The 23,677-nt window shown below is 60.7% G+C and carries 25 protein-coding genes, 1 pseudogene and 1 riboswitch; of the genes and pseudogenes, 13 read left to right on the forward strand and 13 right to left on the reverse strand.

Annotation, left to right across the window (positions count from 1 at the left end; all coding sequences use genetic code 11):
* The first annotated feature begins 290 nt into the window (after positions 1-290).
* Positions 291-1,487, forward strand: coding sequence for an amino acid aminotransferase (locus tag B348_RS0120205; RefSeq protein WP_017737876.1), 1,197 nt, complete (start codon positions 291-293; stop codon positions 1,485-1,487).
* Positions 1,488-1,586: 99 nt separating this feature from the next.
* Entirely contained in the window at positions 1,587-1,796 is a 210-nt protein-coding gene (locus B348_RS0120210) for a hypothetical protein (protein ID WP_017737877.1), read from the forward strand.
* Between the two features lie 121 nt (positions 1,797-1,917).
* On the opposite strand, the gene B348_RS0120215 is transcribed toward B348_RS0120210, so the two are convergent.
* Complete coding sequence (locus B348_RS0120215; protein ID WP_017737878.1) at positions 1,918-2,790, reverse strand: LysR family transcriptional regulator; 873 nt, start codon at positions 2,788-2,790, stop codon at positions 1,918-1,920.
* Positions 2,791-2,893: 103 nt separating this feature from the next.
* Here B348_RS0120215 and B348_RS0120220 point away from each other — a divergent pair, with 103 nt between their 5' ends.
* From B348_RS0120220 to B348_RS0120235, 4 genes are all read left to right on the forward strand, one after another.
* Positions 2,894-4,276, forward strand: coding sequence for an aldehyde dehydrogenase family protein (locus B348_RS0120220; RefSeq protein WP_017737879.1), 1,383 nt, complete (start codon positions 2,894-2,896; stop codon positions 4,274-4,276).
* 280 nt (positions 4,277-4,556) lie between these two features.
* A riboswitch (cobalamin riboswitch) is annotated at positions 4,557-4,751 on the forward strand.
* A gap of 116 nt (positions 4,752-4,867) precedes the next feature.
* A complete protein-coding gene (locus B348_RS0120225) occupies positions 4,868-5,878 on the forward strand; it encodes an ABC transporter substrate-binding protein (RefSeq protein ID WP_017737880.1) in 1,011 nt (336 codons plus the stop codon).
* The gene (locus B348_RS0120230) at positions 5,875-6,879 is read left to right on the forward strand and encodes an iron ABC transporter permease (RefSeq protein WP_017737881.1); all 1,005 of its coding nucleotides are present in this window, start codon (positions 5,875-5,877) and stop codon (positions 6,877-6,879) included. The genes B348_RS0120225 and B348_RS0120230 overlap by 4 nt, the downstream gene beginning before the upstream one ends.
* Positions 6,876-7,640, forward strand: coding sequence for an ABC transporter ATP-binding protein (locus tag B348_RS0120235; RefSeq protein ID WP_017737882.1), 765 nt, complete (start codon positions 6,876-6,878; stop codon positions 7,638-7,640). The genes B348_RS0120230 and B348_RS0120235 overlap by 4 nt, the downstream gene beginning before the upstream one ends.
* A gap of 109 nt (positions 7,641-7,749) precedes the next feature.
* Here the strand turns inward: B348_RS0120235 and B348_RS1000000132020 are convergent, their stop codons facing one another.
* From B348_RS1000000132020 to B348_RS0120255, 5 genes and pseudogenes are all read right to left on the reverse strand, one after another.
* Positions 7,750-8,253 (reverse strand): GNAT family N-acetyltransferase, encoded by a 504-nt coding sequence (locus B348_RS1000000132020; protein ID WP_371105907.1) that lies wholly within the window; start codon positions 8,251-8,253, stop codon positions 7,750-7,752.
* 6 nt (positions 8,254-8,259) lie between these two features.
* Positions 8,260-9,165 (reverse strand): annotated as a pseudogene (locus tag B348_RS1000000131425) (alpha/beta hydrolase); the annotation flags it as partial.
* On the reverse strand, positions 9,165-9,605 hold the full coding sequence (locus tag B348_RS0120245; protein ID WP_017737884.1) for a TspO/MBR family protein: 441 nt from the start codon (positions 9,603-9,605) through the stop codon (positions 9,165-9,167). The gene B348_RS0120245 and the pseudogene B348_RS1000000131425, both read right to left, overlap by 1 nt.
* 239 nt (positions 9,606-9,844) lie before the next feature.
* Positions 9,845-10,408 (reverse strand): nucleotidyltransferase family protein, encoded by a 564-nt coding sequence (locus tag B348_RS0120250; protein WP_017737885.1) that lies wholly within the window; start codon positions 10,406-10,408, stop codon positions 9,845-9,847.
* A gap of 156 nt (positions 10,409-10,564) precedes the next feature.
* A complete protein-coding gene (locus B348_RS0120255) occupies positions 10,565-10,798 on the reverse strand; it encodes a hypothetical protein (RefSeq protein WP_017737886.1) in 234 nt (77 codons plus the stop codon).
* 93 nt (positions 10,799-10,891) lie between these two features.
* Between B348_RS0120255 and B348_RS1000000132025 the strand changes: the two genes are divergently transcribed.
* On the forward strand, positions 10,892-10,996 hold the full coding sequence (locus tag B348_RS1000000132025; protein ID WP_256204486.1) for a zinc-binding dehydrogenase: 105 nt from the start codon (positions 10,892-10,894) through the stop codon (positions 10,994-10,996).
* Positions 10,997-11,051: 55 nt separating this feature from the next.
* On the opposite strand, the gene B348_RS0120265 is transcribed toward B348_RS1000000132025, so the two are convergent.
* The 4 genes from B348_RS0120265 to B348_RS0120280 all read right to left on the reverse strand — a co-directional run bounded on the left by B348_RS0120265 (position 11,052) and on the right by B348_RS0120280 (position 13,274).
* Positions 11,052-11,420, reverse strand: a complete 369-nt coding sequence (locus B348_RS0120265) for a hypothetical protein (protein WP_017737888.1) — start codon at positions 11,418-11,420, stop codon at positions 11,052-11,054.
* Between the two features lie 81 nt (positions 11,421-11,501).
* Entirely contained in the window at positions 11,502-11,870 is a 369-nt protein-coding gene (locus B348_RS0120270; RefSeq protein WP_017737889.1) for a hypothetical protein, read from the reverse strand.
* A 70-nt stretch (positions 11,871-11,940) separates the two neighbouring features.
* Positions 11,941-12,309 (reverse strand): hypothetical protein, encoded by a 369-nt coding sequence (locus tag B348_RS0120275; RefSeq protein WP_017737890.1) that lies wholly within the window; start codon positions 12,307-12,309, stop codon positions 11,941-11,943.
* The gene (locus B348_RS0120280) at positions 12,300-13,274 is read right to left on the reverse strand and encodes a hypothetical protein (protein ID WP_017737891.1); all 975 of its coding nucleotides are present in this window, start codon (positions 13,272-13,274) and stop codon (positions 12,300-12,302) included. Before B348_RS0120280 ends, B348_RS0120275 begins: the two co-directional genes overlap by 10 nt.
* A gap of 503 nt (positions 13,275-13,777) precedes the next feature.
* Here B348_RS0120280 and B348_RS1000000132030 point away from each other — a divergent pair.
* Both B348_RS1000000132030 and B348_RS1000000131620 read left to right on the forward strand, forming a co-directional pair.
* Complete coding sequence (locus tag B348_RS1000000132030) at positions 13,778-14,017, forward strand: DUF6124 family protein (RefSeq protein WP_017737892.1); 240 nt, start codon at positions 13,778-13,780, stop codon at positions 14,015-14,017.
* A 291-nt stretch (positions 14,018-14,308) separates the two neighbouring features.
* Positions 14,309-15,718, forward strand: a complete 1,410-nt coding sequence (locus B348_RS1000000131620) for a hypothetical protein (RefSeq protein ID WP_157356535.1) — start codon at positions 14,309-14,311, stop codon at positions 15,716-15,718.
* Between the two features lie 79 nt (positions 15,719-15,797).
* On the opposite strand, the gene B348_RS0120295 is transcribed toward B348_RS1000000131620, so the two are convergent.
* Together B348_RS0120295 and B348_RS0120300 are read right to left on the reverse strand one after the other, a co-directional pair.
* On the reverse strand, positions 15,798-17,636 hold the full coding sequence (locus B348_RS0120295) for an ATP-binding protein (RefSeq protein ID WP_017737894.1): 1,839 nt from the start codon (positions 17,634-17,636) through the stop codon (positions 15,798-15,800).
* A gap of 108 nt (positions 17,637-17,744) precedes the next feature.
* The gene (locus tag B348_RS0120300; RefSeq protein ID WP_017737895.1) at positions 17,745-18,353 is read right to left on the reverse strand and encodes a LysE family translocator; all 609 of its coding nucleotides are present in this window, start codon (positions 18,351-18,353) and stop codon (positions 17,745-17,747) included.
* A gap of 112 nt (positions 18,354-18,465) precedes the next feature.
* Between B348_RS0120300 and B348_RS0120305 the strand changes: the two genes are divergently transcribed.
* From B348_RS0120305 to solA, 4 genes are all read left to right on the forward strand, one after another.
* On the forward strand, positions 18,466-19,329 hold the full coding sequence (locus B348_RS0120305) for a LysR family transcriptional regulator (RefSeq protein WP_017737896.1): 864 nt from the start codon (positions 18,466-18,468) through the stop codon (positions 19,327-19,329).
* A gap of 526 nt (positions 19,330-19,855) precedes the next feature.
* Positions 19,856-20,218, forward strand: a complete 363-nt coding sequence (locus B348_RS0120315; protein ID WP_017737898.1) for a hypothetical protein — start codon at positions 19,856-19,858, stop codon at positions 20,216-20,218.
* Between the two features lie 57 nt (positions 20,219-20,275).
* Positions 20,276-21,535, forward strand: a complete 1,260-nt coding sequence (locus B348_RS0120320) for a hypothetical protein (protein ID WP_017737899.1) — start codon at positions 20,276-20,278, stop codon at positions 21,533-21,535.
* Between the two features lie 42 nt (positions 21,536-21,577).
* Positions 21,578-22,741: an N-methyl-L-tryptophan oxidase gene (solA, locus tag B348_RS0120325; protein WP_026136933.1), complete on the forward strand. Its 1,164-nt coding sequence runs from the start codon at positions 21,578-21,580 to the stop codon at positions 22,739-22,741.
* A 38-nt stretch (positions 22,742-22,779) separates the two neighbouring features.
* On the opposite strand, the gene B348_RS0120330 is transcribed toward solA, so the two are convergent.
* The gene (locus B348_RS0120330) at positions 22,780-23,406 is read right to left on the reverse strand and encodes a glutathione S-transferase family protein (protein ID WP_017737901.1); all 627 of its coding nucleotides are present in this window, start codon (positions 23,404-23,406) and stop codon (positions 22,780-22,782) included.
* Positions 23,407-23,677: the final 271 nt, after the last annotated feature.

Genomic DNA, 23,677 nt, shown 5'->3' on the forward strand with positions numbered 1-23,677 from the left:
CCGCTGCCCGCGAAAAATCAGAGCCGGCAGCAGGAAAAAACCATGATAGCCGTAGAAGTGGTGGCGAATGTGACGGGTTTCAAGGCAATCGTCCTACACGCCCTGAACGGTCAATGTTGCAATAAGACTAACGGTCAGCAAATAAACCGAAAAACTTGGCCGAAAAGCCGTTTCGGTTGTCGCCTCAGGCGGTGATGGCCTCTATACTAGCTCCCCGTTTGTGCACCGCTCTAGTGCATTCGGCTGGAGCGCGGCACGTCCCTCCTTTCCCCCATAGAGCTGCCGCAAAAATGAGCCTGTTCTCCGCTGTCGAAATGGCACCACGCGATCCTATCCTGGGCCTCAACGAAGCATTCAACGCCGATACACGAACCACCAAGGTCAACCTTGGCGTAGGCGTTTACTGCAACGAGGAGGGGAAGATTCCACTCTTGCGTGCCGTTGCCGAAGCGGAAGCCATTCGCGTGGCGCAACACGCCGCCCGTGGCTACTTGCCAATCGACGGCATCGCGGCCTACGACAAGGCCGTGCAAACCCTGCTGTTTGGCGCTGAATCGCCGCTGCTGACCGCTGGCCGCGTCACCACCGTGCAAGCGGTTGGCGGCACCGGCGCACTGAAAATCGGCGCTGACTTCCTCAAGCAACTGCTGCCGGACGCCGTCGTAGCGATCAGCGACCCAAGCTGGGAAAACCACCGCGCGCTGTTCGAAACCGCCGGCTTCCCGGTGCAGAACTACCGCTACTACGACGCCGCGACCCACGACGTCAACCGTGCCGGCCTGCTCGAAGACCTCAACGCCCTGCCGCCACAATCCATCGTGGTACTGCACGCCTGCTGCCACAACCCGACCGGCGTCGACCTGAGCCCGGCCGACTGGCAGAACGTGCTGGACGTGGTCAAGGCCAAGAACCTCGTGCCGTTCCTCGACATGGCCTACCAGGGCTTTGGCGACGGCATCCACGAAGACGCCGCCGCGGTGCGCCTGTTTGCTGAATCAGGCCTGACCTTCTTTGTGTCCAGCTCGTTCTCCAAGTCGTTCTCGCTGTACGGCGAACGCGTCGGCGCGCTGTCCATCGTCGGCGAGTCCAAGGAAGAAAGCGCGCGCATCCTGTCCCAGGTCAAACGCGTGATCCGCACCAACTACTCCAACCCGCCAACCCACGGCGCGGCGATTGTCGCTGCCGTGCTGAACAGCCCTGAGCTGCGCGCCCAGTGGGAAGCCGAACTGGCTGAAATGCGCCTGCGCATCCGTGGCATGCGTGAGCAAATGGTGTCGGAATTGGCCAAGGCCGCTCCGGGCCATGACTTCAGCTTTGTCGGCCGCCAGCGTGGGATGTTCTCCTACTCCGGCCTGAGCGTTGAGCAAGTCACCCGCCTGCGCAACGAGTTCGGCATCTACGCCCTCGACACGGGCCGTATCTGTGTGGCGGCGTTGAACCAGTCGAACATCGATGCGGTCACAAAGGCAATCGTTCAGGTGTTGTAAGCCGGTCACCGTTGCACAGAAGGGGAAGCCGATGGCTTCCCCTTTTTTGTCGCCAGCCCCTAGACTGAACCTTGCCCGCCCCTTTGCTGTGAGAGCCTTATGAGAAACGACGACCTGGACCTGCGTGCCGACCGCGATGAGCTGGATGACTACACGCCGCGTGCGCCGCAGGTTAAGCGGCAGAAGAGTTTGGTGTTGCAGGTGGCGCTGGGTGTGTTCCTCGGTGGCCTGGCATTGTGGCTGGTGCAATTGGGTGCGACAGCACTGATGACCAAGCTCGCCATGGGCACCCTGCAATTCGGCGGCTAGCACCGATCAAACTGTGGGAACTGGCTTGTGTGGGAGCTGGCTTGCCTGCGATGCAGGCACCTCGGTACATCAGGCACACCGAGTCGATGCCATCGCAGGCAAGCCAGCTCCCACATTAGATTCAGGTTGCGACCAGATTGCGTTCTTCCAACAGCCTCACAAAGCTGTTCAGGCTCTGCGACACCGTCCCCCGCCGCCAGATCAGCCACGTGTGCAACACCCGAAAGCTGTCCATCAGCGGCCACACACTCACCGCCGCAAACCCCGGCATGCTTTCCAGCATGCTGCGCGGCATCAGGGCCAAGCCCGCGCCGGCGCTGACGCAGGCGAGCATGCCGTGGTACGACTCGATCTCGAAGATCTTGCCCGGTACCGCGCTGTCCTGGGAGAACCAGCGCTCAAAGTGGTGCCGGTACGAGCAGTTCGAGCGAAAGGTGTAGATGTTCTCGCCATTCACATCCTGGCCCCGGGTGATCGGCGCGTGATGCAGCGGCGCGATCACCACCATCTCTTCTTCAAACACCGCCACGCCTTCCAGCGTTGCATGCAACACCGGCCCATCGACAAACGCCGCCGCCAGGCGCCCCGACAGTACGCCTTCGATCATCGTGCCCGACGGCCCGGTGCTGAGGTCCAGTTCGACCTTGGTGTGTTTCTGGTTGTAGGCCGCGAGCAAGGCCGGGATGCGCACCGCCGCGGTGCTTTCCAGTGAGCCGAGGGCAAACGCGCCCTGGGGCTCCTCCCCCGCCACCGTCGCGCGGGCTTCCTGCACCAGGTCGAGGATACGCCGCGCGTAGCCAAGGAAGTTCCAACCCGCCGGCGACAAACGCAGGCGGCTCTTCTCGCGGATAAACAACTCCACGCCCAGGTCCTGCTCCAGTTGCTTGATGCGGGTAGTCAGGTTCGACGGCACCCGATGAATCAATTGCGCGGCAGCGCTGATGCTGCCTTGCTCGGCAACGGCCTTGAAGATCTCCAGCTGCACCAGGTCCAAGTCATTCTCCAATCGTGAACGTATTGCTTAATATTATTCAGTTTCCAGAAAAGATCTAGCCCCGTAGGCTGAACCCCACTTACTCATTCAGCAGGACGGTGCCATGAACGCGACCACCCACGCCCTCTCGATCAACCCGGCCAACGGCGAAACAGTCGGCAGCTACCCGTACGAGTCCGAGTCACAACTGGACGCCGTCCTCGACCGTTCCACCGCCGCCTTCCGCACCTGGCGCCGCCAGTCGGTCAGCCAGCGCGCCGAGCTGTTGCTGGCCCTGGCCACCGCCCTGCGCGAACAAGCCGAAGACATGGCGCAGATGATCACCCTGGAAATGGGCAAACCCATCGCCCAGGCCCGTGCCGAAATCGAAAAATGCGCCCAGCTCAGCGAGTGGTACGCCGCCCAAGGCCCGGCCATGCTCACGCCGGAGCCGACCCTGGTGGACAACGGCAGCGCCCAGATCGAATACCGCCCGCTGGGCCCGATCCTCGCCGTGATGCCGTGGAACTTCCCGGTCTGGCAAGTGCTGCGCGGCGCCGTGCCGACCATGCTCGCCGGCAACACCTACGTGCTCAAGCACGCACCCAACGTGATGGGCAGCGCCTACCTGATCCTGCAAGCCTTCAAAAAGGCCGGCTTCGCTGACGGTTTGTTCGAAGTGCTCAACGTGACTCCGGACGGTGTGTCCAAAGCCATCGCCGACCCACGCATCGCTGCCGTCACCCTCACCGGCAGCGTGCGCGCCGGTATCGCCATCGGCTCCCAGGCCGGTGCCGCGCTGAAAAAGTGCGTGCTGGAACTGGGCGGCTCCGACCCGTTCATCGTGCTCAACGACGCCGACCTCGACGCCGCCGTACAAGCTGCGTTGATCGGCCGCTTCCAGAACAGCGGCCAAGTCTGCGCTGCCGCCAAGCGCCTGATCATCGAAGCCGGCGTGGCAGAAGCCTTCACCGCCAAGTTCCTCGAAGCCAGCCGCGCGCTGGTGATGGGCGACCCGACAGACGCCAGCACCTACATCGGCCCGATGGCCCGCTTCGACCTGCGCGACGAGCTGCACGGCCAGGTCCAGGCCACCCTGGAAGAAGGCGCGACCCTGCTGCTGGGCGGCAACAAAGTCCCAGGCGCAGGCAACTACTATGAGCCCACCGTACTGGCCAACGTCACCGACCAGATGACCTCGTTCAAACAGGAACTGTTCGGCCCCGTCGCCTCGATCATCACCGCCCGCGATGCCGACCACGCCGTGGCACTGGCGAATGACAGCGAGTTCGGCCTGACCGCGAGCATCTTCACCACCGATGCGGCGAAAGCGCGCGATATCGCCAACCGCCTGGAAACCGGTGGGATCTTCGTCAATTCGTTCAGTGTCTCCGACCCTCGGGTCGCGTTTGGCGGGATCAAGAAGAGTGGCTTTGGCCGGGAGCTGTCGCACTTTGGCGTGCGCGAGTTCTGCAATGCGCAGACTGTGTGGCTGGATCGTAAATAAACCAGGCAACCAGTGCCGCCGCCTTCGCAGCCTCGCTGGCGCTCGACAGCTCCCACAGGGATTGGCTGTGTCCGTGAGACCTGGGTCCGAACACTGTCAGCCCTACCAACACAGTCCAACTGTGGGAGCTGGCTTGCCTGCGATAGCGGTCTGTCAGTTAAAGAGATGCAAGCTGACCCGCCGCCATCGCAGGCAACCCAGCTCCCACACAAGCCAGTTCCCTCAGAGATCGCATTTGTTCTGCGATTTCCCCGTTGCAACTCCCCCTTCGCAGCCTGATCGACTACCATGGCGCGCCGGTTCCCGAAGGGGACTAACAGGGAATCCGAAGCGCGCCCCATCGCGCCAATCGGAACTGCCCCCGCAACTGTAGGTGCCGAGCCTGCTCCCCACTGCCACTGGACACTGTCCGGGAAGGCCGGAGCGAGGCGACGACGCACCAGTCAGGAGACCTGCCGGCCCAGCGTTATCACCAACCGGCGGGGTGTCCGGGAAGGACATCCTTGCGCGGCCCCGGCGGCCGTATCCGTGGGTGTATTTCCACTACCGTACCTCCCCAGTCCACTGTACGGTCCCAACGGAGATTGCCCCATGCTGCCACGCGTTACCGCCCTGCTCACCGGCCTGGGTTTCTGTGCCCTGGCCCACGCCGCGCCGACCCACTACCCGCTGACGCTGGAAAACTGCGGCAGCACCCTCACCTTCCAACACGCCCCCGCGCGCAGCGTGACCATCGGCCAGGCCGCCACCGAGATGCTCTACGCCTTGGGCGTGGGCGAGAAAGTGGTCGGCACGTCGCTGTGGTTCAACAACGTACTGCCGCAGTTCAAGACCCTGAACGACGGCATCGAGCGCCTGGCCAATAACGAGCCGAGCTTCGAAGCGGTGATCGCCAAGCGCCCGCAACTGGTGGCCGCCGAGCTGGAATGGGTGGTCGGCGCGCAAGGCGTGGTGGGTACCCGCGAGCAATTCCATGAGCTGAAAATCCCCACCTACCTGCTGCCCTCCGACTGCGAAGGCAAAGACAACCTGGTGGGCGCCGACGGCACGCGGCTGGAACCGTTTCGCATCGACACTATCTACAAGAGCATCAGCCAGCTGGCGGCGATTTTCGACGTACAGGATCGTGGCCAACAGCTGAACGACGAGCTCAAGGCGCGCCTGGCCAAGTCCGTGGCCACCGTGCAGAGCAAGGGCCTCAAGCAGGCCAGCGCGCTGGTGTGGTTCTCCAGCGCCGAGATGGCCAGCGATCCGTACGTGGCTGGGCACAAGGGCATCCCCGAATTCATGCTGCAAACCCTCGGCTTGCATAACGTGGTGCAGTCCGATGAAGAATGGCCCGCCGTTGGCTGGGAAACCATCGCCAAGGCCAACCCGACCTTCCTCGTCATCGCCCGCATGGACCGCCGCCGCTACCCCGCCGACGACCATGAAAAGAAACTCGCCTTCCTGCGCAGCGACCCGGTCACGCGCAATATGGACGCGGTGAAAAACAACCGCATCATCATCCTCGACGCCCTGGCGTTGCAGGCCAGCATCCGCATGTTCGATGGCCTGGAACAACTGGCCACGGCCATCGACGGCTACGACCTGCCGCAATGATCCGTCCCCTGATCGCCCTGGCCCTGCTGTTGCTCGCCGTACTCGCCGGCGTGGCCATCGGCGAAACCGCCATCTCGCCGCAGGTCGTGCTGCAGGTGCTGGCCAATAAACTGTGGGGCGCCGGCTACGTGCTGGACCCCATCGACGAAGGCGTGGTGTGGAACTACCGCCTGACCCGCGCCCTCGTCGCCGCCGCGTGCGGCGCCGGGCTGGCGACCTGCGGGGTGATCTTGCAGTCGCTGCTGCGCAACCCATTGGCCGACCCCTACCTGCTGGGCATCAGCGCCGGGGCCTCGACCGGTGCGGTCTTGGTGGCGTTGATCGGCGTGGGCGGTGGCTTGATTTCGTTGTCGGCGGGTGCATTTGTCGGCGCCATGGCCGCGTTCGCCCTGGTGATATTGCTCGCGCGGGCCAGCGGTTCGTCCAGCGGCACCGGGCAGATCATCCTCGCCGGTATTGCCGGTTCACAGCTGTTCAATGCGCTGACCGCGTTCCTCATCACCAAATCCGCCAGCTCCGAACAGGCGCGCGGCATCATGTTCTGGCTGCTGGGTAACCTCAGCGGCGTGCGCTGGCCGTCGGTATGGCTGGCGGGGCCGGTGGCGCTCGTGGGCTTGGCGGTGTGCCTGTGGCACCGTCGTGCGCTGGATGCGTTCACCTTTGGCAGCGACTCGGCGGCGTCCCTCGGCATCCCGGTGCGGCGCGTGCAGTTTGTGCTGGTGGGCTGCGCGGCGCTGGTGACGGCGGTGATGGTGTCGATTGTCGGCTCCATCGGTTTTGTCGGGCTGGTGATTCCCCACGCGGTGCGCCTGTTGCTGGGCACCGGGCATTCGCGCTTGCTGCCGGCCAGTGCGCTGGGCGGTGCGCTGTTCTTGATTGCGGCGGATGTGCTGTCGCGCACCTTGATCAAGGGCCAGGTGATTCCGGTCGGCGTGGTCACCGCGCTGGTCGGCGCGCCGGTGTTTGCGCTGATTCTGATCGGGCGGAGGAACGCACGATGAGCATGCTCAGTTGCCGCGGCCTGGGCTTCAAGGTGCGTGACGCCGAGTTGCTGAGCGATATTCATCTGGACGTGGCGCGAGGGGAAACCCTCGGCATTGTCGGGCCGAACGGTTCCGGCAAATCCACCTTGCTCAAGCTGCTCGCCGGGTTGCGCACGCCAGCATGCGGCGAAGTGCGCCTGGGCGGCCAACGCCTGGGTGAGCTGTCCCGCCGCGCCATCGCGCAACAACTGGCGGTGGTGGAGCAACAAGCCGACACCGACGACGCCATCCGCGTATTCGACGCCGTGGCCCTGGGCCGCACGCCCTGGCTGTCGGCGCTGAGCCCGTGGTCCGCTGACGACGACAGCATCGTGCGCCAGGCCCTGCACGACGTGGACGCCACCCACCTGAGCCAACGTGCGTGGCGCAGCCTCTCCGGCGGCGAGCGCCAGCGCGTACACATCGCCCGCGCCCTGGCGCAGCGGCCGCAGATTCTGTTGCTGGATGAGCCGACCAACCACCTGGATATCCAGCATCAGCTGGCGATTTTGAAAGGTGTGCAGGCGCTGCCGGTGACGACGTTGATTGCGCTGCATGATCTGAACCAGGCGCTGACGTGTGATCGCCTGGCCGTGCTGGATCGCGGGCGGTTGGTGGCGTTGGGCAAGCCTCTGGACGTGCTGACGCCGCAGCGGTTGCAGGAGACGTTTGGGGTGCAGGCGCATTACCTGACGGACCCGTTTGATGGGGCGCAGATCTTGCGGTTGCGTTCGAACTAAAGGCTTCACACCATTCAAAATGTGGGAGCTGGCTTGCCTGCGATAGCGGTCTATCAGTTAAAGAGATGCAAGCTGACCCGCCGCCATCGCAGGCAAGCCAGCTCCCACATTAGATCTGCGGTGTTCGTTGCATATGCGTTGTCTGCCAAACCGGATCGACCTCGATGTCGATTACTTCAAACCCCTGCCGAAGCCAAAAATCAATCGCCCCCGGCAAAAACGGGTGGGTATGCAAATACATCACCTCCACCCCCTCCGCCTGCGCCGTTGCCTCCAATGCGCGATATAACGCCCCCGCCAAGCCAAAGCGCCGAAACGCCGGCAGCACAAACAAGCGCACCACTTCCACCGTCTTGCGGCCCAGGTAATTGAGCTGGGGAAACCGGTTGTCATACGGCAGGTAGCCGACAGCCGCGACGATTTGACCGTCATGACAGGCGATCAGAAAGCGCCCGTCACCTTGAAGGTAGGTCGCCTCAAATTGCGCCAGATCATTCGGCGTACTGGAATCGCTGAGCTTGGGAAACATCTCGGCGCGGGCCTGTTGTACAAAGGCCAGCACCTCTGAAACATCATCCGCTGCAACCGGGCGGATGCTGAAAGGGTCTTCAATGGAGGTCTTGCCCACTATCCACTGGCGCCCATGAGCCAACACCTTACTCGCCATACCCACCGGAAAATGAATAAACCCATGGGCCGCCTCCGGCACCAGGTGTACCTGCGCGCCCGGCCATCGCTCAGCGATCAGCAGCGTGTCGTCCTTGAGCGGGTCCAATTCCCCCACAAACATCAACGCCGGCGGCAAGCCGGTGAATTCGCCATACAGCGGTGACAACGGCGGCTGCCGACGCTCATCGTCACTCAGCCCCGGTGTGAGCAGGCGCAGCGCGTCGACCATGCCGGGGCCGTCCAGCAGCAACGTGTCGGGTCCTGCGGCGCGCACGCTGGGCGTGCCCGTGAGGTCGTAGACGCCGTAATACAGCAGTGCGCCGCGGACGCGCTTGAGCAACTCCGGCCATTGCTTCAACGCCAGCAACGTCGCCACCGCCAGGTGCCCGCCGGCCGATTCGCCGACGATGATCACCGGCAGCCCCGCAAACTCATCGGCGCTCAGCAACCAACGCGCGGCCGTGAGGCAATCGTCCATCACGCCTTGCACCGGCGTATCCACCGCCAGCCGATAATCCACCGACACCACTGCCACGTCGCAGGCGTTGACCATGCCCAGGTTGAGGTCGTCATCCATCTGCGCATTGCCGATCACCCAGCCGCCGCCGTGAATATCCAGCACCACGCCCCTGGGTTTGCCGCTGGGGCGCAGGATGCGCACGGGCACCGAGCCGGCGTGCCGGGTTTCAGCCGCAGGGGCGCGCTTCAACCGTTGACCGGCACGCAGCAACGCCTGGATCACACGCGGCGTCACGCGATTGCGGATCTTGAAGCGCGGCAACCAGGCGAGCTTCTTGTTGAAGCGGCGCATCTCGGCCAGTTCGGTTTCGCTGGCGGGCCAGAAGTTGTGAGTCATCAGCGGTTATTTCTCAAAATGGAGAAATTCAACGCCGCCGCCACACACAGCCACGCCAGATACGGGAACAGGATCAACCCGGTGATCAGATCCAGGCGCACCGCCAACACCACCATCGCCGCCACGGTCAGCCACAGCACCGCCAGAATCACCATCCCCGCGAGGATGCGGTGCGCGCCGAAGAACACCGGCGTCCACAACGTGTTCAAGGCAATCTGCGCCGCCCACAGCGCCAGCACCACTTGGCTGTCCGGGATCAGGCTGAGGCGGTAGCCGGCCCAGGCCAGCAGCAGGTAGATCAGCGTCCACGCCACCGGGAACAACCAGTTGGGCGGGGTGAAGCTGGGTTTGACGAGGGATGCGTACCAGGCGCCGGGTTTGAACAGCATACCGGTGCTGGCGGCAGCGGCGCAGGCGAGCAGGAAGATGAAGAAGGTCATGGTCGGTCCTTGGCTGGGCGTTTCAACTTGGACGTGTGGGGGGCGGGTAAAAGTTCATTGCCGATTGGGGCTGGGGCGGGTTGTGATGTTGCCTGGGCTGGCGCCATCGCAGGCAAGCCAGCTCCCACATTTAGCGGTGTTCACAGATCAAAATGTGGGAGTTGTCGAGCTTTAGCGAGGCTACGAAGGGATCACCGCGCACTATCTGCCGCCCCCCCCTACCCGCATCGCCCTCGGTGCTAAGTGGCCCCCACAATCCTGAGCCAAGGCCACCGCTCCTGATAACTCCTGGCCTTGCGCGCAAACAATTCCGGCTCCGGGTGCAACGGGTTGATCCGCAGCACACCCTGCTCCACATCCGCCAACCCATACGGCGCATACACCTCGCCCGTCGCCACTTCCAGCCCGATACAGGTGCCCGCCACCAGGTAGCGATCAATCCCCTGCCGGGCCGTGAGCAATTGCGGATACGGCCGGCCAAACCGCTGGTCATACCAAAGATGCACCCGCGCTTGGTTCTTCACTTCAACGTTGACGCCCAGATCCTTGAATAACCCCTCAGCCGCGCGAATCACCACGTCCTCGGCTTCGTAGGACAGGTCTGTGTCGAAGTAGAAAACGTCGTAGTCCTTTACGCCCTGGGCAGCAGGCAGGTTCGACTGGTGATTCCACACCGCCTGAAACAGGCAGCCTGCGGTGAGAAAACACTGGTCCAGGCCAAGGGCCGGCAGGCGTGCAGTGATCTCGGCGTTGATCGGGTTGGCCATGGCCAGGTCGAGCAGGGTTTTGACGGTCAATGTCATGTGTACTCCTTGGACACTTTATGTGTTGGAGCCTGCGACGCTACACCACCGCGTGGAAGTTTTCGTTACGGTAAGACGCCGCAGCTTCCCCTGTGGCGAGGGAGCTTGCTCCCGCTGGGGTGCGAAGCGCCCCCATCGGCCACTGAGGTGGGTGATTTAGCCCTTCAACTCACTGGCCCGATGCGCCGCCGCATCGTCATACGCCACGTACAACGCCTCGGCGATCTGGCTTTTGATGGCCTTGGTCGATTCCAGACCGAGCACAAACCCTTCGGCCTTGCCGCCCGCGCGGTTGAGTTCTTCATGGGTGGAAGCGCCGGTGATGGCGTCCAGCAGCTTGCTGGCGTGTGGGCCTACGCCTTTGGGCAGGCTGATTTGGTCGATGGACATGGGCGGTGCCTTTATAAAGAAGGATCGGTAGCACGTGGAACCGCTGCCGGGGGTCGCATGGTAGACCGATATAGGCCTCAAGGGGGTGTTTTCATGAACCCGGTGATTGCGCAGACGTTTGAGCTAGAAGAGGTGCAGGAGGCCCATCGGTATTTGGAGGCAAATCAGCAAAGCGGCGAGATTGTGGTGACGGTTTAGGCTTCTGCGGTTAGCTGGGCTGCCAGCCGTGCCACTGTGAGCGGTACGGCTGCTTTCACAACGCGTATAGAACGTAACGAATCCCCATCCACATAAATATTTGAAGCCAAAAAAGCTCCGGCCATATCACCCAGCGCTTGAGAGAAAGAGGAACTGAAGCGATCTCCTTTTCGCTCACATCGCCTAGCCGGATATAACTTTTTGGAAACGTCAAAAAGCAGGAAATCTGCCCCATGCGCAGTGCTTTATCCATCGGCCGATTGCCCGGCCAACGTTGCTTGTTCAGTTGAACAATTTCATTGTTCTCAAAATACTTCTCCAGCATTTCAAGCTTGAAATAGTGCGTGTACAGCAGCAACGCCACACCAATGAGTGACTCAACGCCCACGAGCCAGGTGATGAACCTGTAGCCGGCTATATCCATAGATCAACACCTAAATACAGTTCGATGGCGGCTGCGCGCCGGGGCGCCCTTGGGCGCACCGGCTTTAGGCTCCACCGGTCTTCACAGCTTGTACAAGACGTAATGAAGCCCCATGCACATAAACATTTGGTACAAAAAGTAATACGGCCACGTCGCCCAACGCTTGAGGGAGAGTGGAACGGAGGCAACCTCCTCTTCAGTCACATCCCCTAAGCGGATATAGCGCTTGGAAAGCGACAGAAAGTTAGAAATCTGCCCCATACGGAATGCTCTATGCATCGGCAGTTTGCTGGGCCAACGTGTTTTGTTGAGCTGGACGATTTCGTTGTCTTCAAAGTACTTTTCCAGCTCTGGAAGCTTCACGTAATCCGCGTACAGCACCAACGGGATCGCAATCAGAAACTCAACACCAATGAGCAATGTGATGAGCTTTTCGCCTGTCAGATCCATAAGTCGACACCCATGTACAGCACTGTTGCCAGCCGTGCCACTGTGAGTGGCACGGTTGCGAACGTTGTTATTACAGCTCGTAAAGAACGTAACGAATCCCCACCCACGCAAATGCCTGTATCACAAAGTAATCCGGCCAAGTCGCCCAACGCTTTAGGGATAACGGAACGGAGGCGATCTCTTCTGCGCTGACATCGCCTAACCGGATATAGCTTTTTGGAAAAGTCAGGAACAGCGAAATTGGCCCCATCCGCATCGCCCTATCCATGGGCCGATTGCCCGACCAAATACGATTGTTGTATTGAACCACTTCATTGTTCTCGAAATACTTTTGCAGCTTTTCAAGCTTGAAGTAATGCGAATACAGCAGCAGCGCACAACCGATGATGATCTCGATAAAGGCGAGGATGGTGATGAATCGGTAGCCGGCTATATCCATAAGTCATCACCTACATACAACGCGTCGCCGAACTCAGCGCCAAAGCCGCCGAATGTCTTCCCTCCCGAATACCCGCCCGCTGCACCACCTATTACTCCGCAAGTCAGTGCCCCAGCCCCTCGGGTAGCAATGCCCAAAAAGATGCGGCACAACGCTGGCCCAACCCGACCGCCGATCGCGCCACCGGCAGCTGCCCCAGCAACTCCACCCACTAGTCGGCCTCCTTCAACAAACTGTGCCTTGCGACACTGCGCCTCCCGCCCCAACGTACACGCCTCCTTCACCTCCAACCCCGCCACCGTCATATCCAACGCCAACCCGATATAAGTTCCCTTGCGCAAATGCCGCGCCACGCCCGCCATACGTTCAAGACGCTCCGCATAACCCCTAATCTCCCCTTTATCCAAAAAACGCTTGGTAGAGATCCCCAGAATCCACTTCAACGAACTCCCACCGCGCAACCCCGTGCCCAACCGCGCCGCGCCCTGGAGCTGGTTATTCAACTGTTTCAACAACACTTCGCGCTGCCGAAAAAACGTCTCCCGGTCCACCCCGCCACTTTTGTACCGCGCGTAAGCCTGCTGAATCTGCTCCATGGTGTGGCGCACGTCTTTGAGATGCGTACTCCAGGCCGACGCCGCACTGCCGACGCCCAACGACGTGTAACCCAATACGCTTTGCAGCAAATCGTATTCACCGGCGGTGATCTCCGTCACGTACGGGTCAAGCTCCAGCGAGCGGCTGATCCTCTGCGCTTCCTTCATGTGCCAGGCCTCTTCGGCCGTGCTTTCCAGGGTCGTGTTGCTCGGCACGATGATCATGTGGCCGGCGTCGACAAAAAGCCTGGGCAGGTGCGCGTTCAGCGCATCGAACTTGCGCACGGCCATCGGCGATGCCCCGCTGAGGTACCTGGCCTTGAGGCTCGCGTGGTCGCTGAGTCGCGGGTTGATATGGGTCTTTAACATGGCGCAATTCCAACCTCGAAATAACGGAGAGGTCGGAATATAAAAGCGGCGTTTTCTGATTGGGCGGGGATTGGGGGGCGGGGTTGAATTTCAGAAAGGGGCTACAGGGAGCCCGACCAATACCTACAGCAATGGCGCAAAAACTCAGCCACTGAGCCCAGCATTTGCGCAGTTGAAGCAAGGATAAGTCCCAAAGCCATCCGGCACCTTGCTCCGTTGCCTACGCCTGCGTCAGAATCCGCCGGCTTGTGCGCTGGGGTGGTCGAATCTAAGGTTGCGCGGTCGCTGAATTTCTCGGTGATCGGGTTTAGTAGCCCGGATCGGTTATCTACATGTGCACAAGCTTCATCAGTCAGACATTGCGTCTGTGCTTGATGGCGGCTGTACGCAGGGCGTCCTCGGACGCGCCGGCTTTAGATATCCACCGGTCTACTAACCTGCGTACAGCTGCCACCCACTCGTTTAGTAGCGGGGAGGTGGTGGCATAAGCCAGGATATCTTTTATGACTAATGTCGCACCGGATCCAACTGCTCTCTTCTGCGTTGCTCCAGACGCACGCAATGAAGCCCTCATTACCAATAGTTATGAGATCTTTAGTTCGGTCAGCACCCTTTTGCTCGACCTTTCCGAAGACCTGAGTGGTAAACACCGTGACATTGCGCTAGCGATTCACCAACTGAGTGAACTGGGGGTATTGCTCACTGCTCGACTCCTTGACCACAATTCACCCTCCACAGACTAGTTACCAGCCTCCAAATTCGCCCCACAGGTCGCCGAGTCATCGCATGCATCGCGGTGACTCGGCGATTTTTTATTGGGTGAACGCCCCTAAGGGTCCTAAATCGATGTTCACAGCGGCATAGTTAAAATTTCCTAACCGGTCGCGCCTATTCATTTGCCCCCCCAAAAGTAGCGATCCGTTCGGCCCAGCTCCAAGCCTCTCGTCAGGAAATGGGCTGCTCATTCTTACATCGTATAGACACCGATGATGTCAAAATGATAGCGTCCAAAAACCTAATATGGAGATTGGCCTGTGAGCATAAAAGTTTGTTTTCCACTGAACAGTTCCACTACTAGCGAAGATGTATTTCAAGAGTGCATTAACTGGATACTCGACTCACCATATACAAACTTCGCACAAGAAGAACTTTCAAAACTAGTAAGCTCCGAAGACTTTACTCATATCAAAAACCAAGAACATATTGAGTACTCCAGATCCGAAACCTCAGACCTTTTCGTCTCATCGCTGCGCTACATAAAATCTACTGATGTAGCTCAGTGGACAACCGAGATATCCTCCCGAGTTGAAAAAGACCAACATTGGATAAATGTAATTGCGAGTATAGTCACAAATACGGCTTCAAAGGAGCAGCCCGAAATCAAAAAGCCATTGATCGTTATCCGACTGATAAATCGTTTCGGAGGTGGCGATGATGGAGGAGTCCCAATAAGCATAAATCCAATTCTTCTGGACGAAACAAAAAACGGCAACGAAATCGCGACTGCAATCATCACAGCCAACAACACCTGCACTCTACCTATTGCCTACGTAAGCTCCACGAACAACGACAGGCATACTATTATCCCCGACAGACTCGCTAGAGCTTTGAGCGGTATGGCTCATATTGTGGTGGAGCCTAGCAGAGCTTTTTCACACAACCTCAGAAAAGATGTCGCTTCAAGAAATGTGTACGGTGGAGTAGTTGGGATTTACTGGCCAAAAGGGAGTGAGGTGACTCTGTTTCGAAGAGGAACTACAGACATAAAGACATTTGAAAAAGATATTTTCTCCACTATTTGCGAAGCCCTATCTGTCCTAATTTCTCCAAAAAAATGCAGCTGGGAGGAAGTTATCCTTGTCAAAAACAGAATTGCTATCGAAAACTTAAAAAGAGAAGGGATAAATGCAACTGAAGCCAACGACATTGTTTCACTATACGAACTAGAACTAACAGAAAAAACTGAAAACATTCAAGCACTAAATCGAGAAATAGATCGTCTCAGCGCACTACTACGAACACGAGAGGCTAAAACCCCCGTACAAGGTGGAATACTTATTGACACCGGAGACGAGGATGACTATTTCAATGACGAAATTCTAGCTATAGCGCTACATGCTTTTAAGGACTACGCTCAGAAAGGGGTACATCCAAATTCCCGGCGAGAACATGTTCTAAAAGCGATAATAAATAGCAACACCGCAAGTAACGCGCACGAACAAAGAACAAAATCACTCAAAGAAGTTCTGCGCGACTACCGCGACATGAATAAAAAAGTCAAAACAACCTTTGAAGGCCTTGGCTTCTCGATTAGCGCCGATGGCAAACATTGGAAAGTCACGTATCAAGACGACGAGAGATACACTTATATACTACCCAAGTCCGGCAGCGACTATCGTGGAGGCCTAAACGCCGCAGCAGATATCGCAAACATCGTTTATTAAAGTATTACTACCAGACATAAAACAGCTCACCATTATATAGGTGAGCTGTTTTATGTCTGCAGAGGCAGAGAAACCTTGACTACCTCCCCAACAACTCCCTAACCCTCCCCCCCAACACCTCCACCGCAAACGGCTTCGTCAACACCCCCATCCCCGCCCCCAACTGCCCATACCCCATCACCGCATTCTCCGCATACCCGGTAATAAACAACGTCTTCAACCCCGGCCTTAGCTCCATCCCCGCCTCGGCCATCTGCCGCCCATTCATCCCGCCCGGCAAGCCCACGTCCGTCACCAGCAGGTCAATATGCACATCCGAGCGCAGCAGTTTCAGTCCCGCCGCGCTGTCCGCCGCTTCAATCACGGTGTAGCCCAATTCCCCGAGCACATCCGCGAGCAGCATGCGCACGGTGGATTCGTCGTCCACCAGCAGCACGGTTTCGCCATGTTGGGCGACTTCAATCGTGGTCTGCCCCGGCGTCAGTTCATCCCCCGGCGCCGCGCCGTGGTGGCGTGGGAGGTAGAGGGACACGCAGGTGCCCTCGCCCACGGCGGACTGGATATGCACCTGCCCGCCCGACTGTTGGGCAAAACCGTAGATCATGGACAGGCCCAAGCCGGTGCCTTGGCCGATGGGTTTGGTGGTGAAGAAGGGCTCGAACACGTGGGCCATGATGTCTGGCGACATGCCGGTGCCGGTGTCGCTGACGCTCAGGCGCAGGTAGGGGCCTTCGGTTAGGTCGTGGGCGCGGGCGGTGTTGGCGTCGAGCCAGTGGTTGCTGGTTTGCAGTTGGATGCGCCCGCCTTCGGGCATGGCGTCGCGGGCGTTGATGCACAGGTTGAGCAGGGCATTTTCCAGTTGGCTGACGTCGACGAAGGCGGTCCAGGCGTCAACGGCGCCGAGGGTTTCGATCTGGATGCCGGGGCCGGCGGTGCGTTGGATGAGTTCGGCCATGCCGTACATCAGGGTGTTGACGTTGGTGGCGCGCGGTTCCAGGGTCTGGCGGCGGGAGAAGGCCAGCAGGCGTTGGGTGAGGACGGCGGCGCGTTTGGCCGAGCCTTGGGCGGCGACCATGTATTTGTCGACATCGCTGAGGCGGCCTTGGCTGATGCGCCGGTTCATCAGTTCGAGCGCGCCGGAGATGCCGGCGAGCAGGTTGTTGAAGTCGTGGGCGAGGCCACCGGTGAGTTGGCCGACGGCTTCCATTTTCTGTGACTGGCGCAGCTTTTCTTCGGCCTGCATGAGCATGGCGGTGCGTTCGGCCACGCGTTGTTCAAGGGTTTCGTTGAGGGCGCGCAGTTGGGCTTCGGCGTCGCGCAGGGCTTCGTCGGCGATGGTGCGTTCCAGCAGGTCGGCGGCTTGGCGGGCGAGGATGTCGAGCAGGCGCAGGTCGCGTTCGGACGGTTGGTGCGGCGCGCTCCAGTGGGTGGAGATCATGCCGAGCAGGCGCCCGTCGCGCGAGCGCAAGGGGGTGGTCTGGGCCGAGCGGATGCCCGCGCGACGGAAGGCGATCAGGTCTTCGGTGCCGGCAATGTCGGCCCATTCTTCGAAGTCGGGGATGATGGCGCGCTGGCCCAGTTGCAGGGCCATGGTGCAGCTGCTGTAGGCCATTGGGCTCACCCATTGCCAGAATCCTACGGCCTCGGGCGGCAAGCCCCGTGAGCACAGCAGTTGCAGTTCGCCGCCATGGCCGGAGGGATGGCCTTGGGGGCAGAGCAGCTGCATGGTGCCGAATTGCGAGCCGGTGATGGACACGGCGGCATCGACGATCTTGCCATAGAGGGCCTCGAGGTCTTGCTCGCCGATCAGGTCCAGGCTGATGCGGTGCAGGAACTCGATGTCCGACAGCGCGGTTTCCGAGTCGCGGGAAGATCCACGGGGGAAAGCGGCCGGGAAGGCGGTGCGTAGGGTTTTCATGGGTGGGCTCCGGGGAGCTGGCGTTGAGCTATCAGCAGGTTATCAGCAAAGCTGTGACCGCGCGAAACAGGGAGACGTTCGGCGGTGCACCCTTTCTTTTGCCCTGGCTCAACTGTGGATCGGCAACGCCAACCCAAACACCACGAAGAACCCACCACACACCTTATTGAACCGCCGTCCGGTTCGTGCCAACCAAGGCCGCACGCGGTGGGCAGCGCTGGCCACCAGGTATTCAACGCAGAATTCCACCACGGCGTAGGTCAGGGCAATGGCCGCCGTCTGTGCGATAAGGTTTCTGTGGGGGTCGAGAAAAGGCGGAATAAACGCCGTAAACAGCAGCAACGCCTTGGGATTCGAAAGGGCCGACACCAATCCTTGGCGGAACAGCGACCAACGCCGCAAATGAGGCATGCCGGCCATCTCCAGGCTGACGGGCGCGGATCGCCACAGCCCGAAGCCCAGCCACACCAGATACAGCCCGCCCCCAATCTTCAAGGCCGTGAACCAGCCGGCCGAAGCCTGGATCAACGCGCCAAGGCCCAACGCGCACAGCGACAGCACAAAGGCAAAGCCGAGCACGCCGCCGCTGATGGTGAACAGCGTCCGGCGTCGCCCGTGAATCGCGCCGTGGGTCAGCGCCAGCAAGGCATTGGGCCCCGGCACGACCGCGATGCCGCAGCAGGTAATCAGGTACAGCAACCAGGTGTCGAAGGGCATGATCAGGTCCGATAGAGGTCGATTTATGCCCGCATCTTGCAAGCGAACAACTACCCTGAAAAGCGCATAATTCACACTTCAGTCATTCGATTAACGAATAGAGGTCCGCGCGATGCCTTCCAGCGATTTGCAGATTGATTGGCTCAAGTGTTTTGTCGCCGTGGTGGACGCCGGTTCGCTGTCGGGCGCGGCCCATGAGGTCAACCGTTCGCAGTCGGCCGTGAGCATGCAGATGAAAAAACTCGAAACCGCGCTGGGCCGGCCCCTGTTGAACCGAGGCCCACGCCACTTGCAACTGACCGATGATGGCCAGACGCTGCTGGGCTACGCGCGGCGCATGCTGGCGCTGCACGCCGAGACCCAGGCGGCGTTTCACGGGGAGGCGTTGACGGGGCGCATCCGCCTGGGCGTGGCCGAGGACTACGCCGCCAAATACCTCACGCCGCTGCTCAAACGCTTTGCGCCGCGCCACGCGGGCGTAGACATCGAACTGACCTGCGAACAATCGACCGCACTCATCCCACGGCTGCGCAGCGGCGATCTTGATCTGGCGCTGGTGTCCAGGGACTCGCCGCAAAGTGGCACGTTTCTGTTCCATGAGCCGATGGTCTGGGTGGGTTCCCCGCAGTTTGAACTGTGGCGGCGCGACCCGGTGCCGATTGCCGTGTACGAAAGCGCCAGCCTGGCGCGGCGTTATGCGGTGAACTCACTGGCCCAGCAGGGTCGCCAGTTCAAGGTGGTGTACAACAGCTCCAGCCTGGCTGGCCAAGTGGCGGCCGTTGAAGGCGGGCTGGCGATTGCCGCAATCACGCAGTGCACCGTACAGGCATCGCTTCAGGTCTTGGGCAGTGAGCACGGCCTTGGAAACATCGACCCCATGGAGGTGTCGATTCTACGCAGCCGAGCCTCGCGGGGGGCCAAGGCGGTCAATAGCCTGCATGCATTCATCATCAGCGCGCTGAGGCAGCATGGGTGATGCCCGAACGCCTGCCCGCTATTTCGGGCAGCTTCCGACAACAAGTACGCCGCCGCAATTATTCAGGTCACGCACCTTATCAATGGGCACGTTATAGCTGCCATCGGTGGCCCGGCTGTATTCAAAAACGCTGGGAAGTGCATTGGTTTTCGGCGATTTTGGGCCTCCACCCTCGGCACAGCTTTGCCGAAGCGTGCACATATCGCCTTGCCGTTCCGTCCACCCCCAGCCAGCGCATGTTGCGTAAGCCTGGCTTTTGTACCATGCGTCTTGACACGCCTTATCGTGGGTCTCCCCAAACCCGAACGCTTGCGAGGCCATCAGAACCAAGGGGGTTGCACCTACTGTCAGCAAGATTTTTACGCGCTTCATATTTATCCACCCGGCTAAGTAGCAACGATGTCTTCCTGGTCAGGGTATTCATGACCCCAGCAAGGCGCTCTACAACTAATTGGAAATTCGTCGCGGCTGAAACTGCCCCCAGACCCTGCTAACCTGCGGCCCTTGCCTTCAACTGGAGCTTTCCGTGGCCCTCTCAAAACGCGACAGCGCCCGTATCGAACGCGGCCTGGTCGCCGCGCTCACCGAAGCTTGCGAAACCGCCAAAGCCGAAATCCCCGGGTTCGACTGGCTGACCCACACCGTCAACTACGCCGACTTCCCCCAAAGCCTGATCATCACCTGGGTCTTCGACACCCGCGCCAACAAGGATCACGCCCTGGCCACCGGTGTGGATGCACGCATCCGCGAACTCACCGCCATCGCCCTGCTGGCCGCCGATATTCCGCCTGTGCCGCTGAAGCGTTGCGTACAACTCGACTCGGAAGAGGCGTGCCAATCCCAGCACGGCGGCAACTGGCGCTTGCGCTTGACCCGCTCAGCCAACTAGAGCCCGTCGCCCAACGCCTGGGCAATACCTCGCCATTCGCCAAGGAAATCCCGCCCCATGAAGTTGCCGTTTTCCGCCGCTGCCCTAGCCGCCACCCTGCTGCTGCCCACCCTCAGCCACGCCGCCGATGCCGCGTTGACCGACACGCTCAAGGCCTTCACCCGCTGCGATGCGAGTTTCTTCAGCAGCCTGAACACTCACCGTGACGCCTGGCAGGCCTACGCGCCGCTCAAGCAGGAAAAAACCTTCACCTGGATCGCGGTCAGAAACCGTACCGATCACAAGGCCAGCTTGGTGCCGATCAGCGCGCCGCCCATCGCCGGCTTGAAGCTGTTGTCTTATTACGACGAAGTCACCGACCTCGGACCGCTGGGACTGTTTTATTACTGGGGCTTTATTGTCGACGGCGGTGTGAACGAGGTCGCCCAGCGCCTCGCGCCGCTGCTGGAGCAACCCGGCGCGCTGCAAAAAGGCGACGGGGAATACACCCGCAGCGAACTCAAGGTGGGCGAAGGCTGGCAGTTGATCAAACCGCAGCCGGGCAAGGCACCGGGGATACGCCAGGTGGAACGGGTTCTGATCGTCGAGCCGGAGGGCAAGCAAGGCACGCAGTCGCGGGTGAGTTGTTCGGTACAGGGTGGCGTCAACGCCGGGCTGCTGGCGCGGTTGCGGCCGGACATCGCGCCGGTGGATTACCCGCGCACGCAAGCCGAAACGAATATCGGCGATGTCGAGGTGCCGGCCAGCGTGCTCCAGCAGCTTGGCGCACCGCTGCTGCAACCGAAATTCAAGACGCTGAGCTACACCTACCTGTCGAAGAAAGGCGACGGCAGCAAGGACCTGCCGACGTCGGTCACGTTCAAGGCCGAGGGTGGTTTGCTGGTGAAGAACGAGGTCTATGGCCAGACCTTCAACGTTGATCGCCTGACCCAAGCAGACCTGATCCAGCTGAAATCAAAAATGAACGGCGTCGGCGATGGCCGCGTGCTGCAAACCCGGGAAGCCGAGCTGCACGTGCCGGCCAGCTGGACGCCGGGCCAGACGCTGACGGCGCAATTGCGCATGGTCAACCTGCCCGCCCGGCCCACCGACAAGCCCATCGAAACGTCGTTGACCTGCACGATTGGCGCACGCATTCCGGCACGCCAGGTGTTTGCCGCGTTGACGGGCGACGCGATCAAACTGGCCTGCGACCAGGGCGACTACAAGACCTCACGCGTATTTATCGAAGACCTGGGCATTGCCCTGACATTGGAATCGACGTCGAGCCAGACGCATTATGTGAACCAATACACGGCGTTTGACGTGGTGCGTTAACCGGCCGTTTTCTCAACCCAGCCTCTGAAGCGAGTATCAACCTTGGAACGATATGAAGCGCTGGTCATCGGCCTTGGCGCCATGGGTGCCGCCACGGTGTACCAACTGGCCAAAGCCGGGGCAAAGGTCGCCGGCATCGACCGTCACCACCCGCCCCACACGCTGGGCTCAAGCCATGGCGACACGCGCATCACCCGCCTGTCGGTGGGCGAAGGCGCGCAGTACGTGCCGATCGTGCGTCGCTCACATCGCATCTGGCGCGAGCTGGAGACGTTGTCCGGGGAGGCCTTGTTCGAGCAGTCGGGGCTGTTGGTGCTGACGTCCCACGCGGATTTCGACCCCAGCGATGCCAACGACTTCACCCTGCGCACCCTTGGCCTGGCGCAAACCTACGGGATCGCCCACGAGGTGCTGGACGCCACGCAGATCCGCCAGCGCTTCCCGCAATTTGCCCAGGTCACGGACAACGCCATCGGCTACTACGAGCCCGAAGGCGGTTTTGTAAGGCCTGAGCGCTGCATCGACGTGCAACTGCGGCTGGCCGAGCAACACGGGGCAACGCTGTACAAGGGCGAGACCGTGACCGATATCCGCTCGGATGCGCACGGCGTCACGGTGACCACCGACCAGCGCACCTTGCAGGCCGACAAGCTGGTGGTGAGTGCGGGCAACTGGGCCGGCGGTTTGCTCGGTGCGCCGTTTGACCGGCTGCTCAGCGTGTATCGCCAGCAGTTGTTCTGGTTCGCAACCGAGCCCGACGCGCAGCTGGTGGGGGCGTCGCCGACATTTATCCTCACCCATGGCCAGGACCAGACCAACTATGGTTTCCCGGCCTTGCCTGGCGAGGGCAGCTTGAAGGTGGCTACGGCGCAGTATCACACCGCTTCGACGCCCGAGACCCTGGACCGCAGCGTCTCGCCTGCGCAAGCGCGCGAGATGTATGAGCAACAGGTGCAAGGGCGCATTGCCGGGCTCACGGCCGAGGTGGTCAAGGCGGCGGTGTGCGCCTACACGGTGACGCCAGATCATCACTTCATCATCGACGCGCACCCGACATTGCAGCACACACTGGTGGTGTCGCCCTGCTCGGGGCATGGCTTCAAGCATTCGGCGGCGCTGGGCGAGGCGTTTGCGCAGTGGTGCATGCGCGGGGAGAGTGAGCTGGATTTATCGTCGTTTTCGTTGCAGCGTTTCGACGATCAATAAGTGCGGGGAATGGGGGCACATTTGCCCCCTGAACCGCCTTACTTGGCGAACGCGTACTCGCCGCCCTGCTCCACCGCTTTGCGATAAGCCGGCCGCGCCTGGAATTTCTGCACCCAGGCGGCCAGGTTCGGATACGCCGGCAACTTGCCCTGGGCCCCGGCGACTTCGCCGATAAAGCTCATCTGGATATCCGCACCGCTCAACTCATCCCCCATCAGGTAGGGCGACTCGCCTAGGACGTCGTTCAAGTAGCCCAGGTAATTGGCCACTTCCGATTCGATCCGCGGATGCAACGGCGCACCCGCCTCGCCCAGGCGGCCGACGTAAAGATTGAGCATCAACGGCAGCATGGCCGAGCCTTCGGCGAAGTGCAGCCATTGCACGTACTTGTCGTAAGTGGCGGTGGCCGGATCGGGTTGCAGGCGACCTGCGCCATGGCGGCGGATCAGGTAATCGATGATCGCCGCGGACTCGATCAGCACCTGGCCGCCGTCTTCAATCACCGGGGACTTGCCCAGCGGGTGGATGGCTTTGAGCTCAGGCGGGGCGAGGTTGGTTTTCGGGTCGCGCTGGTAGCGCTTGATCTGGTACGGCAGGCCGAGTTCTTCGAGCAGCCAGAGGATACGTTGCGAGCGGGAATTGTTGAGGTGGTGGACGGTGATCATGGCAGGGCTCCGCAGGGCGAATGAAAGGGAGTGCAGCAGGAGACTACGCTATCTACCGGCCATTGAAGATCTAAATGTGGGAGCTGGCTTGTGTGGGAGCTGGCTTGCCTGCGATAGCGCCGTATCAGGCGACATCTTTGTCAGCAGTGCTGCCGCCATCGCAGGCAAGCCAGCTCCCACAGGGAATCACGCCAGCCGGAATCGCGCGGTGTTGTCACTTAGGGCCCGGCTGCCCTTGCACAAGGTATCTGAACAACGAAGATCAAAATGT

Source organism: Pseudomonas sp. CBZ-4, assembly GCF_000346755.1.
GTDB lineage: Bacteria > Pseudomonadota > Gammaproteobacteria > Pseudomonadales > Pseudomonadaceae > Aquipseudomonas.